A 12427-nucleotide genomic window follows, 5' to 3' on the forward strand; every position below is an offset into this window, starting at 1 on the left:
GCTCAGCCCTCCCGGCTCTGGAGCGTGGAGCCGTGCTGCCAGTGCAGCGCGGCGGACATCAGGACTTTGATGAGCGCGTCGGTCGCGTAGCCGAGCAGGCCGATGCTGGCCATGGCCGCGAGCACGAGGTCGTAGCGCAGGAAGTAGTAGCTGTCCCACAGCACGTAGCCGAGGCCGCTCTTCACCGCGACCATCTCCGCCGTGACGGTCAGCATCCAGGCGGCGCCGATGCCGATGCGCAGGCCGGCGAAGATGCTGGGCAGGGCCGCCGGGAACACGACGTGGCGCAGCAGCTGCTGTTCCGTGGCGCCCATCATCGAGGCGGCGCGGATCAGGTTGCGGTCGGCGGTCTTCACCCCGTGGATGGTGTTCATCAGGATCGGGAAGAAGGCGCCGAGGAAGACCAGGAAGATGGCCGGCTTGTTGGCGATGCCGAACCAGATGATCGCCAGCGGGATCCACGACACCGGCGGCACCGGGCGCAGCATCTGGATGGTCGGCTCCACCGTCCGCTCGACCCAGCGCCACCAGCCGATGGCGATGCCCAGCAGGACGCCGCTGACCACCGCGATGCCGTAGCCGGCGGCGACGCGCGTGGCGCTGGACAGGGCGTCGGCGAACCAGCGGCCGGTGTTGCCCTGCGAGGTCTCGTCGAAGCCGAAGATCCAGTCGCCCCAGGTGTGCAGCACCACCGACGGGGCCGGCAGCAGGGCCGCCGGCAGGAAGCCGGACCGGGAGAACACCTCCCAGGCGGCGAGGATGAAGAGGGGAACGACGGCGCGCTCCCAGGATTTCGACAATGCCGTCATGGCCCGGTTTCCCTATCCCGTCATGTTCATAGCCCTCTCCCCTCTGAGGAGAGGGTGGCCCGTAGGGCCGGTGAGGGGGGCGCATGGCGGAACGTCCGGCACAAGCGCAACCCTCTCACCCTGACCCTCTTCCCGCTTTCGGCGGACCAATGGTCCGCCTGCCGCGTCAGCGCAAACTTCGTTTGCGCGTGAGCGGAGGGGAGAGGGGAAATTCTCAGAAGCCCAGCTCGCTCTTCGGCTTGCTGGTCACCGCTTCGAGGAAGCGGTAATCCAGGTTCTTCTCCGCGGCGGCGGTGACGTCGTTGGAGATGTATTTCAGCTCGCGCATCATCGTGGCGATGGCCAGCGTGCTGTCCTTGTGGATGGCGTAATCCGGGGAGGCGTTCTTCAGCGCCTCGGCGGCGATGGCCTTGTCCATGCCGGTGTATTTGTTGATGACGTCCACCCACACGGTCTGGTCGGACTTCAGCTTGTCGACCAGGGCGACGACCGAGCCGACGGTGGCCTCGACCGCCTTCGGATGGTCCTTGATGACGTCGGAGCGGGTGACGATCAGGTTGGTCAGGTTGCCGGCGGCCTGGTCGTAGGGCAGGGCGAAATGCGTGCCGACGCCGGTCTGGCGGATCTGCGAGGCGAAGGGCTCCACCGTGCAGATCACGTCCACCTCGCCGCGCTGGAGGGCGGCGGCGTGGTCGGACGGGTTCGGGATGTTGATGAACTGCACGTCCTTGTTGACGTTGATGCCGTGCTTCTGGAGGGCGCCGCGCATGTGGATGTCCTGCGCGTTGCCGCGCGACGCCGCGACGCGCAGCGGCTCGCCCTTCTCCTTGCGCTCGGCGATCAGCTTTTTCAGACCGTCCCAATCATCGGCCTTCAGGGTGATGCCCTTGCCGACGACGATCTCCGACCCACCGTTCACCTGGCCGGACACGGCCACCACGTCGAAGCCCTTATCGAGCGCCGTGATGTAATGCAGGTAGGTGACCTGGGCCATGTCGATGCTCTTCGACACCAGCGCGGTCAGCACGTCGTTGCCGGAGTTGAAGTTGATCGCCTCGATCTCCACGCCCTTGGCGAGTTCCGGGGTCAGCGCCATCGGCAGGCAATGGGCGCATTTGGCGAAGCCCAACTTCAGCTTCTCCGCGTCGGCGGCCTGCGCCGTCGCGGCGGCGGAGAGGGCGAGGAAGGCGGCGGTGACGGTCGTCAGGGTGAGGGACCGGAACGTCATGAAGGGGGTGCTCCCGATGCGGTTGCGTCCCTCATCCTTTCGCAAGGCTCGTGCCAAATTGTATACAATATTATAATCGCCAATTTATTGGCTGTTTTCAGCCGTTTAGGGCATATTGAATGAGGCTGGCCGCGCGGGAGCGGGCTTGCCTGAATTTTGGGCATGACGCATCATTTCGGTATGCATGCCCAAGTATGCAGCACGTTCGGGGGGCAGGGTCAGGATGGACAGGATCAAGACCATGAAGGCGCCGGCCCGGCCGATCCGCCGCGCGACGCTGCACCATTCGGCGGTGGAGGAGTTGCGGGCGATGATCCTGGGCGGCGAACTGCCGCCCGGCGTCCGGGTGCCCGAGGTGCAGCTGTGCGAGCAGTTGGGCATCTCCCGGACGCCGCTGCGCGAGGCGCTGCGGGTCCTGTCGTCGGAAGGGCTGGTGGAGCTTCGCCCGCACCGCGGGGCCATCGTCGCCCCGGTGGACGCCAACGAGATCGGCGCGATCTTCGAGGTGATGGACGCGCTGGAGCGGCTGGCCGGAACGCTCGCCTGCCGCAACGGCTCCGACGCGGAGTTCGCGAAGCTCGACCGGATGCACGACCAGCTCGTCACCCAGCACGAGGCGGGGGAGCGCGCCGCCTACTTCCTGACCAACCGGCAGATCCACACCCAGATCGTCGCCATGGCCCGCAACCCGGCGCTGGAGGCGACCTACGCCGGCTTTGCCGCCAAGATCCTGCGCGCCCGCTCGCTCGCCAACTACGACACGGGCCGCTGGCAGGAGTCGGTGGACGAGCATGAGGGCTTCATGGCGGCGTTCCGCCGCCGCGATGCCGAGGAGGCCGGAGCCCTGCTGGCCGATCACAGCCGCCGCACCGCGGTGGCGGTCATCCAGGCGCTGCGCCAGCCGCCGGCTCAGGGGATCGATCAGGAGGGCGGGCAGGAGGGCGGGCAGGAGGGCGGGGCGGTCACCGACGTCGCGCCGATGGACGCGGGGTGAGTCGTTCGATTAAGGCTTGAATTATGCTGCGCTGCGGAATATATTAGTTTCACTGACGCCTTTTCGGGCGTTTCCTCCCTAGACTCGGGCCGCCGGAGCAATCCTGGCGGCCTTTTTCTTTGCATGCCGCGCCACCTCGCTTCTTGTGCGCTGCAACAAAAAAATCGCAATGTCTGGTGGAAAGCAAGGCCCTGAAAGTGAAACACGCTGCCGCCGTCAAAGCCCTGCGGGGGTGCGAGGGCTTGAGGCATGCAGCGTGTTGCATTGTGTGCGCGCCTTTGTTTTTGTGCGGCGCGCCCCTGCTTTCACGGACTACCGAGTCCTCCCTAGACTCCGGCCTGACGCTGTTCGCAGCGCTACGAAAGATAGACCATACGTACCCGCATGATGTCAATGGGCACAGTGGCCGGGGGAGTATGTTTTTTAGCCTATGACCTTGCGCCGCAAGCCAAGAGTTCCACGCGAATCGGGACATGATCGCCTGCCATCGTAGGGGCGGGCCGTTTGCAGCGCGTACCATCGCCGTCTTGGTTCGCGTCATGCCCGCCGGGCATCGGAACCGACACTGCGGAGGAAACACCATGGCCGACGAACGGAACCCGAACCAGATGGGCAGCCAGGACGAGCGGAAGCAGGGGCAGCAGACCCAGGACAACCCGAAGAACCGGCAGCAGGGGCAGGACCAGGCGAACCGGCAGCAGCAGGACATGGATCGCGACCGGAACGAGAAGGGCGGGCAGCAGCGCTGAGCGGACGCCGCAAGGGACGTCGCAGGGGCGGGACATGATGTCCTGTTCCCCGCGATGGGTTTGCGGCGTGCTGGTTTTTTCGGCATACACTGGGGCGGCCAGCCGGCCGCCCCTTTTTGCGTGGGCGGTCCGGCTTCCGCTGGGAGGAGAGAGGACGGACCATGACCTACTGCGTCGCCCTGTATCTCAAGGACGGCTTGGTGATGCTGTCGGACACGCGCACCAACGCGGGGGTGGATCACATCTCCATCTTCAGCAAGATGCACGTCTTCGAAGAGCCGGGCGACCGCATGATCGCCCTGATGACCGCCGGCAACCTGTCGCTGACCCAGTCGGTGATCGCGCTGATCCAGGAGGGGGTGGAGCTGGACGGCGAGATCCGGACCATCTCCAGCGTGAGCGGCATGTTCCAGGCGGCCCAGCTCGTCGGCGCCGCCGTCCGTCAGGTGTGGAAGCGGGACGGCCACGCGCTGAAGGAGCAGCGGGTGGATTTCGACCTGTCGATCATCCTGGGCGGCCAGATCCGCGGCGACCGGGTGCGGCTGTTCCACGTCTACGCCGCCGGCAATTTCATCGAGGCGACGGCCGACAACGCCTTCTTCCAGATCGGCGAGCACAAATACGGCAAGCCGATCCTCGACCGCGCGTTGAACCACAACACGCCGCTGGAGGAGGGGATGAAGCTGGTGCTGATCTCCATGGACAGCACGCTGCGTTCCAACCTGACGGTCGGTCTGCCGCTCGACCTGATCGCCTACCGCCGCGACGCGCTGAAGCTGGAAACGCGGCGGCGGATCGGCGAGGACGACCCCTGCTTCAAGGAGATCAGCGACGGCTGGTCCCAGGCGCTCCGCGAGGCCTTCCGATCCCTGCCGCCGCCCAAGTGGGCTGATTAAACCGACGCCGCCACCTTCCGCACCCGCACATGGCTGTCGTGGAAGGCGGCGCCGCCGAAGGGCGCCACCGGGTCGGCGCCGGTCAGGCTGTTGATGCCGCGCCCGCCCTCGTGCGCGGCGTTGGGCCAGATGGATTCCGCGATGACCACGCCCCGCCGCACCCCGTCGAACAGCCGCGCGTGCAGCAGGACCGCGCCGCGCCCGTTGGCGGCCTCCACCCGGTCGCCCTCCGTGATGCCCAGCGCCGCCGCGTCCTCGGGATGCAGCATCAGGCTTGGGCGGCGCTCCCGCCCGGCGGAGGTCGGGGTCTCGGTGAAGCTGCTGTTCAGGAAGTTGCGGGCCGGCGCGGTGACCAGCCGGAAGGGATGCTCGTCGTCCGCCTCCTCCGTCACCGCCCAATGGTCGGGGAAGGTCGGCATCGAGTCGACCGGGCCGAAGGTGGACGGCGCGGCGTAGGGCACCTTGGGCCAGTCCGGCTTCAGGCGGAACTTGCCGTCGGGCCATCGGAAGCCCTTCACGAAATGCGCGTCCTCGAAATCCGGCTGCACATCGAGGAAACGCGCAGCCTCCAGCGCTTCCAGCGTGCCGTGGCCGGAGGCGCGCAGCGTGGCGTCGATCAGCTCCCGCTCGGTCATGGCGAAGCCGGGGTGGGAGTCGCTGCCCAGCCGCCGCGCCAGCTCCGTGATGACGGCGTGGTTGGGCCGGCAGTCGCCGGGCGGATCGACCAGCTTGGGCCCGAGCAGGATGTGCTGGTTGCCGCCGGCCTGATAGAGGTCGTCATGCTCCAGGAACATGGTGGCGGGAAGGACGATGTCGGCCATGCGGGCCGTCTCGGTCATGAACTGCTCGTGCACGCAGACGAACAGGTCATCGCGGGCGAAGCCGCGGCGCACGCGCGCCTGATCGGGGGCGATGGTCACCGGGTTGGTGTTCTGGATCAGCAGCGCCGTCACCGGCGGGCCGCCGGCCAGAGCCTCCGGGTCGCCCTCCAGGATCGGGCCGATGCGCGACTGGTCGAGCATGCGCACGGTCGGGTCGCGCAGGTCCAGCCCCTCGATGAGCGTCTTGTTCCAGCCGTAGATGCCGCTGTTGGAGTGGAAGGCGCCGCCGCCCTCGACCTGCCAGGCGCCGCTGACCACCGGGATGCAGGAAGCGGCGTGCATGTTCACCGCACCGTTGCGCGAGCGGGTGAAGCCGTAGCCCAGCCGGAAATAGCTGCGCGGCGTCCGCCCGACCAGCCGGGCGAAGGCCTCGATCTCCGCCGCCGGCAGGCCGGTGATGGCCTCGGCCCATTCCGGGCTGCGGGTGGCGAGATGCGCCTCCAGCCCGGCGGGATCGTCGGCGTGGCTGGCGAGATAGGCGCGGTCGGCCAGACCGTCGCGGAACAGCACATGCATCACCGCGCAGGCGAGCGCCCCGTCGCTGCCCGGACGGATCAGCAGCGGGATGTCCGCCTGCTCCATGGTCGGGGTGCGGTAGACGTCGACGACAGCGATCTTGGCCCCGCGCTCCTTGCGGGCGCGGACGGCGTGGGTCATCACGTTGACCTGGGTGGACACGGCGTTGGTCCCCCAGATCACCACGAGGTCGGACTTGGCCATCTCGCGCGGGTCGGCCCCGGCCAGCTTGCCGGCGCCGGCCAGCCAGCCGGCCCAGGCCGGGTTGGTGCAGATGGTGGCGAAGAAGCCCGACCAGCGCCGGGCGTGGCGCAGCCGGTTGATGCCGTCGCGCTGCACCAGCCCCATGGTGCCCGCGTAGTAGTAGGGCCACACCGTCTCCGGCCCGTGCCGCCGCTCCGCCTCCAGGAAGCGCTCGGCGACGATGTCCAGCGCCTCGTCCCAGGCGATCGGCTCGAACTGGCCGGAGCCCTTGGGGCCGGTGCGGCGCAGCGGTTGGGTCAGCCGGTCCGGATGGTGCACCCGCTCGGCGTAGCGGGCGACCTTCGCGCAGATCACCCCGGCGGTGTAGCTGTTGTCGGCGGCGCCGCGGATGCGCCCGATGCGGCGCTCGTCCAGCACCTCGACCTCCAGCGCGCAGGTGGACGGGCAATCGTGCGGGCAGGCCGAGGCGTGCAGGCGGGGGGCGGTGCGGTTTGACATGGGTCTACAGATGGGTTTGGAGCAGGGTCAGGGAAGGGCGGCGGTGCTGTGCAGCGTCACGCGCAGGCCGCCGTGCGACACCGACGGGCCGGACGGCTGGAAGGGCAGGCCGGTCGCCTGGGCGAGCGACGCCTCGTTGGTGACGAGGCCGACCCGCCAGCCGGAAAAGCGCGACAGCAACGTCTGGCCCAGCGCGCCGTAAAGGGCGAACAGCGGCTTCTTCTCGCCGATCCGCGCGCCGTAGGGCGGGTTGACGATGACGAGGCCCGGCGGCCCCTCCGGCGGCATCAGGTCGCTGACCGCGTGCTTCTGGAAGTCCGTCAGGGCGGCGACACCCGCTCGCTCGGCGTTGGCGCGGCTCATGGCGATGGCCCCGCCGTCGCGGTCGCTGCCGTAGAAGCGGACGGCGGGCGCAGTGTTTACGCCGCCCGCGGAACGCATTGCCTGCCACGCCGCGTTGTCGAAGGAGGCGAGCTGTTCGAAGGCGAAGCGGCGGCTGCGTCCGGGGTGCAGGCCGGCGGCGATCTCCGCCGCCTCGATGACGAAGGTGCCGGACCCGCACATCGGATCGACCACCGGCTCCGTCCCGTCGTAACCGCAGTGGCGCAGGAACAGGGCGGCCAGCGTCTCGCGCAGCGGGGCCTTGTGGATCTCCTCCTTGTGGCCGCGCTTGTGCAGGGATTCGCCCGACGCGTCGACGCTGATGGTGCAGAGGTCGTCGTCGATGCGGGCCTTGATGGAGACCTCGGCCTCGGCGGAGATCGGGGCGCCCAGCTCCTCGGTGATGGCGCGCTCGATGCGCTGGGCGGTGGCCCCGGCGTGGTAGATGCGCGAGCCCTTGCAGGACGCCTCGACGCGGACCGGCACGTCGGGGCGCAGGAACTCGGCCCAGGGCACCCGGCGCGCCCGCTTGTCGAGCTGGGCGAGGTGGAAGGCGCGGAAGGAGGCGACGCGGGCCAGCACGCGGGTCGCCCCGCGCAGTTCCAGGTTCGCCCGCCAGACCTCCGGCCAGCCGCCGCGAACGGTGACACCGCCCTTGATGGCGGTGGCGTCGCGGAAACCCTTGGCCTTCACCTCCGCGCAGAGCACGGATTCCAGGCCCGGCGCGGTGACGATGAAGATCTCGAAATCGGTGCCGGTACGGTCGGCGGCGGTGTCGCTGGTCATGGCCCCTAGATATCCCGAAGCCTCGCCGCCTTCGACATCTTTCTAGCAGCCGGTCTTGCCGATGGCGGCGGTCAGCCGCTCGTAGCCCGCACGGCTCAGATGCACCGGGTCCTTGTAGAGCGGGCAGGCGCTCTCCGCCGGGCAGGCGTCGCGCAGCGGCCCATGCACGTCCACCACGCGCAGGCCGGGGCCGGCGAGCGCCGCCAGCCGCCGGTTCACATCGGCGATGCGCTCGGCGAACACGGCGTTGCCGTCGCGCCGCGGCAGCAGGGTGAGCAAGGTGACGCAGGAGCCGGGGGCGAAGCGCTTCACGTCCGTGGCGATGGCGGCGATGGTGTCGGCGATCTCCGCGGCGGTACGCGTCGGCAGGTCGTTCGTCCCGACCAGGACCAGCGCGGACTCCAGACTCATGCCCGGCCCGAAGGACTGCCGCACCCGCCACAGCAGGTTTCCCGTGCTGTCGCCCCCGGCCCCGAAATTCATCGGCTCCGCGTCGAACAGCCGGCGGGCGAGGTCGGGCGGCCAGCCGACGACCAGAGAGTCTCCCAGCAGCATCGCCTTCGGGTCTTGCCGCCGCAGCGTCTCCATGCGCGTCGTCAGCCAGTCCGGGTAGGGCGGCTGGGTGCGCGGCCCGATGGGCGTTTCGCCCTGCGCCGGGGCGGCCAGGAGCGCCAGCAGAGCGGCAACCCCGGTCCAGCCCGTCCGCCGGATGGACCGCATCACGCCGCCTTCGCCGTGTCCACGGCCCGCACCGGCTGAGCGATGGCCGGGACCTGCTCCGGGTGCAGGGCAGGCGGCGACAGGTCCAGAACGGCGCGCTCCCCCTCGGCCAGCGGGCGCACGGCGTTCACGGTCAACGCGATGGTCAGCGGTCCCTTCGCGGCGGGGGCGTCGAGCACAAGGTCGGTCGCCCGTCCGGGATGCACCTCGAACCGCTCCTCGGCCAGCGCCGCGCCATCCTCCAGGGCGATGGTCACGGCGACGCGGAGCGGGACGGAGTCGCGCAAGGGGCAGCGCAGGCTGGCGCCGAGATGGAAGGGGCCGGGGGCATGGACCCCGGTCCAGCGCAGCGTGGTGCCCGGCCGCTCCGGATCGGGGCCGTGCAGGCGGAACAGGCCCTCATAGGGGCGGCACCAGCTGTTGCCGTTCAGCAGCCGGACGGTCCCGGCGCGCAGATCGCCCGTGAGGGGTTTGCCCATGTCCTGATCGGGGCCGAAGGGGAAGCGGAGCTGCACCAGCGCGTCCGGCGTGCCGATGCGCAGGGCGGCGTGGCGCTGCGTCCAGTCGTGGCAGGGGAACAGGTGCAGAGCGCCCTGGACGATGGCGAACCACGCCGTGGCGTCGATGTCGTCCGCCTGATGATAGGGGGCGAAGCGGGTGACGTAGCCGCGCATCAGGCCGGGCCGCTGCCAATCCACGCGGCCGATGCGGGTGGGGTCGTCCGTCGCCTGCACCTCCAGCAGGGCGAAGTCGTCGTGGCCCGCCAGGGCGGCCAGCGCCTCGTGCAGCCCGTCGATGGTGGCGGGGGCGATGCCGGGGTTCGACTTCACGACGAAGATCACCCCGCCCATGGCGGCCCGCGCGGTGAACTTGGCCTGGAGATACTGGATCTTGCGGGTCTCCCGGCGGTGCAGGGCGCGCCGCGTCGCCTCGTCGTCGCGGAAGACCAGCCGCCCGCCGGTGACGTCGGACTTCATGTCGCTGTGCCAGCCGATGCCGTAGGCGGAATCCAGCACCATGCCGGTGCGCAGCGGCGCCAGGTTCTCGAAGCGGTACATGCCCTCGAAATTGGCGCGCAGCTTGGTCAGAAGCTGATCCGGCTTCATGGAGGCCCAGCGGAACAGGCTTCCCGCCTCGCAGGACAACCGGCGCAGGACGAAGCCGAATTCGCAATTGTCGCCCAGACTCTCGAACCGCAGAAGGTCGTCCGCGCCGATGCCGATGGTCATGCTGTTGTCCCGTTTCGCTGCCAAGCCGTGGTTTCGGCAAGCCTAGCGCGAGCCGGTCGGGCCGCGTCAACGGGCGGTGGCGACGGCGCCGAAAAGATCACCGCGAATTCGACTTAATCCGTTCAGACTGTCCGCCTGTTCAGATTGTCCGCCTGTTCAGATTGTCCGGGTGACCTTGCGCAGGTGGCGGGGCCGGTCGGGGTCGAAGCCGCGCGCCACCGCCAGCCGGGCCATGAAGGGGTAGAAGGCCTGGATCGCCGCGATGGGATCCAGCACCGGGTGCAGCGGCGGCGGCAAGGGCAGGGGCGTGTCGGCCAGGGCGAGCGCCCGCTCCTCGGCGGAGGCGACCAGCAGATGGGCGCCGGCCTGCTTCAGCGCGCGGGCGGTGTCCAGCACGCCGTCCAGCGTCTCGTCCCGCACTGCCACCACCAGCACGGGGAAGCCCGGCTCGACCAGCGCCATCGGGCCGTGCATCACCTCCGCCGCGCTGAAGGGTTCGGCGTGGGCGGCGGCGGTCTCCTTGAACTTCAGCGCCATTTCCTGCGCGATGGGGTAGCTGCGGCCACGCGCGACGATCAGCAGGCTGGACACGGATTCCAGCACCGGCAGCGCCGCCGACCAGTCCGCCGCACCGGCCCGTTCCAGCCCTCGGGGCAGTTGGGGAAGGGCGTCGAGAAGCGCCTCGTCATCCGTCCAGACGGCGGTCAGCCGGGCGATGGCGGCGAGGCTGGCGACGAAGCTCTTGGTCGCGGCGACGCTCAACTCCGGCCCGGCGTGCAGCGGCAGGGGATGGGCGACCCGCTCCGCCAGCGGCGACTCTTCGGCGTTGACCAGCGCCGCCGTCAACGCGCCGCCGGCCCGCGCCGCCTCCGCGACGCGCAGCAGGTCGGGGCTCTGGCCCGATTGGGAGATGGCCAGGACGAAGGCGTCCTTCACCCGCAGAGCGGCGCCGTAGGCCGTGACCACCGACGGCGCCGCCGAGGCGGTGACCAGCCCCAGCGCCGTCTCGAACAGGTAGCGGGCGTAGCCGGCGGCGTGGTCGCTGCTGCCCCGCGCGATGGTCATCGCGAAGGGCGGCGGCGCGGCCCGCAGCCGGTCGGCGAGGGCGGCCACCGCCGTGGCGTCGGAGTCCAGCAGGCGCCGCACCGCCGCTGGGGCGGTGGCGGCCTCCTGCATCATCAGGGGAGCGCTGGTCATGGGTCGGCCTCCGTTCCAGGCCGATCATAACACGGTCTCTCCCTCACTTCATGGCGGGCCAACCTCACGGCAGGCCAACCTCACGGCGGGCCAACCTCACGCCGGGTCCACCTCATGCGGGGCCGGTCGGGGCCTTCGCCAGGACGGCGGCGTCGGAGGCGTCCATCTCCTCCGCCGGGGCGGGTTCGGCCTGGGGCGGTTTCCAGTTGCGCAGCCGGCTCAGCATCGTGCCGGCCTGGGTCTTCCAGCGGTCGACCTGGGCGCGCATCGATTCGCCGCTCTGGACCAGCAGGCGGCTGGGCAGCGGGCCGGGCGTCTCGAAGGTGCCGAGATGGACCGTTTCCACCGGATGCTTGCCGGCGAGGCCGCGCTTGAACTGGTAGACGCCGGGATTGGTCTGGGCGTTCACCCCGTGCAGGTCGTAGCGCAGACCGCCGTTCGCCTTGATCCACAGCATCGCCCGCCATTGCAGAAGATAGGCGGCGTTGACCCGCAGACCGGCCTCCAGCGTCGCGGAGTTCTGCATCTGCCCGGTGGTGCCGAACAGCGACACCACCACCCCGGCCACCGGCCGCCCCTCATGCATGGCGAGGAAGGCGCGCATCTTGCGCCGCGGCGGCAGCGCCTCGTTGATGCGGGTGAAGGTGCGGCTGTCGTAGGCCTTGAAGCCCTTGCGGCGCTGCGTCTCGACGAAGATGTCGTCGATGGTCTCCAGCAGTTCGGCGTGGGAGCCTTCGACGACCTCGATCCCCATCCGTTCGGCCTTGTTCAGCCCGCGCCGCCAGTGGTGGGACAGGTTGGAGCGCAGGCCCGCCTCGTCGGCGTTCAGGTCGGTGATGAAGGTGCGGTAGGGGGCCTTCTCCTCGCGGAACCGCATCCCCAGCGACGCCAGGGCCGCCGTCACCGCCTCCCCGTCCGCCTGGGAGACGTGGGGCAGCAGGCGCAGCATCAGGCCGCGCCGGTCCGCGTATTCCGCCTTCAGCGCGTGCAGCGCGGTCGTCAGGGCGGCGTGGTCGGGACCCTGGCCGCGCGGGTGCCACATCGGCCCCCACATGACCAGCGCCAGGCCGCCGATGCCCGGCACGCGGCGCAGCAGCACCTGCACCGCGGCCACCGGGCGCCCGTCGCGCCGCACGACGAGGTGGCTCAATTCACGCCCGGCGTGGGCGATGCGGCCATAATCCCAGGTCTGGAAGATGTTGGCGTCGTCGAAGCCATCGAGGATGGCGTACCAGCCGCTGCGGTCGACCCGGTCGATCTCGATGGAGGACGCGGGGCACAGGACATCGCCACCAAGCGCGTCGGTGTACATTCAGGTTTCTCCCCTGGAATTCACGGC

11 protein-coding genes are annotated in these 12427 nt (G+C 69.7%); 3 read left to right on the plus strand and 8 right to left on the minus strand.

Translation table 11 applies throughout. The annotated features are described in order from the left end of the window. Positions 1–2: 2 nt before the first annotated feature. On the minus strand, positions 3–809 hold the full coding sequence (locus tag TSH58p_RS03105) for an ABC transporter permease (protein WP_040136228.1): 807 nt from the start codon (positions 807–809) through the stop codon (positions 3–5). Positions 810–1023: 214 nt separating this feature from the next. Continuing rightward, positions 1024–2037, minus strand: coding sequence for an ABC transporter substrate-binding protein (locus TSH58p_RS03110; RefSeq protein WP_109071315.1), 1014 nt, complete (start codon positions 2035–2037; stop codon positions 1024–1026). 223 nt (positions 2038–2260) lie between these two features. Between TSH58p_RS03110 and TSH58p_RS03115 the strand changes: the two genes are divergently transcribed. From TSH58p_RS03115 to TSH58p_RS03125, 3 genes are all read left to right on the plus strand, one after another. Beyond that, positions 2261–3031, plus strand: a complete 771-nt coding sequence (locus TSH58p_RS03115; RefSeq protein ID WP_247874168.1) for a GntR family transcriptional regulator — start codon at positions 2261–2263, stop codon at positions 3029–3031. Positions 3032–3612: 581 nt separating this feature from the next. After that, a complete protein-coding gene (locus TSH58p_RS33545; RefSeq protein ID WP_199230182.1) occupies positions 3613–3780 on the plus strand; it encodes a hypothetical protein in 168 nt (55 codons plus the stop codon). Positions 3781–3941: 161 nt separating this feature from the next. Next, the gene (locus TSH58p_RS03125; RefSeq protein WP_109071317.1) at positions 3942–4676 is read left to right on the plus strand and encodes a proteasome-type protease; all 735 of its coding nucleotides are present in this window, start codon (positions 3942–3944) and stop codon (positions 4674–4676) included. Here the strand turns inward: TSH58p_RS03125 and TSH58p_RS03130 are convergent. The 6 genes from TSH58p_RS03130 to TSH58p_RS03155 all read right to left on the minus strand — a co-directional run bounded on the left by TSH58p_RS03130 (position 4673) and on the right by TSH58p_RS03155 (position 12400). Next, entirely contained in the window at positions 4673–6775 is a 2103-nt protein-coding gene (locus tag TSH58p_RS03130; RefSeq protein WP_109071318.1) for a molybdopterin-dependent oxidoreductase, read from the minus strand. The genes TSH58p_RS03125 and TSH58p_RS03130 overlap by 4 nt on opposite strands. A gap of 27 nt (positions 6776–6802) precedes the next feature. Then, entirely contained in the window at positions 6803–7942 is a 1140-nt protein-coding gene (locus TSH58p_RS03135) for a class I SAM-dependent RNA methyltransferase (RefSeq protein WP_109071319.1), read from the minus strand. A gap of 42 nt (positions 7943–7984) precedes the next feature. Then, entirely contained in the window at positions 7985–8662 is a 678-nt protein-coding gene (locus tag TSH58p_RS03140) for a GDSL-type esterase/lipase family protein (RefSeq protein ID WP_109071320.1), read from the minus strand. After that, positions 8662–9891: a hypothetical protein gene (locus TSH58p_RS03145; RefSeq protein WP_109071321.1), complete on the minus strand. Its 1230-nt coding sequence runs from the start codon at positions 9889–9891 to the stop codon at positions 8662–8664. The genes TSH58p_RS03140 and TSH58p_RS03145 overlap by 1 nt, the downstream gene beginning before the upstream one ends. 156 nt (positions 9892–10047) lie before the next feature. Next, positions 10048–11088, minus strand: a complete 1041-nt coding sequence (locus tag TSH58p_RS03150; protein ID WP_109071322.1) for an SIS domain-containing protein — start codon at positions 11086–11088, stop codon at positions 10048–10050. Between the two features lie 112 nt (positions 11089–11200). After that, positions 11201–12400: a peptidoglycan bridge formation glycyltransferase FemA/FemB family protein gene (locus tag TSH58p_RS03155; RefSeq protein WP_109071323.1), complete on the minus strand. Its 1200-nt coding sequence runs from the start codon at positions 12398–12400 to the stop codon at positions 11201–11203. Positions 12401–12427: the final 27 nt, after the last annotated feature.

Origin of the sequence: Azospirillum sp. TSH58, assembly GCF_003119115.1 — a bacterium.
Lineage (GTDB): Bacteria > Pseudomonadota > Alphaproteobacteria > Azospirillales > Azospirillaceae > Azospirillum.